Source organism: Paracoccus bogoriensis (genome assembly GCF_019431455.1).
GTDB lineage: Bacteria > Pseudomonadota > Alphaproteobacteria > Rhodobacterales > Rhodobacteraceae > Paracoccus > Paracoccus bogoriensis.
Map to the genome: position 1 here is coordinate 1 of NZ_JAHYSR010000094.1, position 215 is coordinate 215.

The window sequence follows — 215 nt, forward strand, 5'->3', positions numbered from 1 at the left end:
GCGCCGCAGCTCGGGCGGCAAGCCCAGGCGGATCACGGTGAGGATCTCGTCGAGGCCCTCCAGGATGCTCTTCGACACCCCGGGCGCCTCGAGTTCCAGACGGCGGGCAAGGTTGCGCAGAAGCCTCTCGGCCTTCTCGGCGTCATCCATTTCCCAGGCCTGACGCAGTGCGCGGCGGACGGCGGCATGGAGCTTCGGGTCGATCCGCTCCGTGA

General features: G+C 69.3%; 1 pseudogene. It reads right to left on the reverse strand.

The features are described 5' to 3' along the window. Positions 1–215, reverse strand: a pseudogene (locus KY389_RS15200) (IS256 family transposase); the annotation flags it as partial.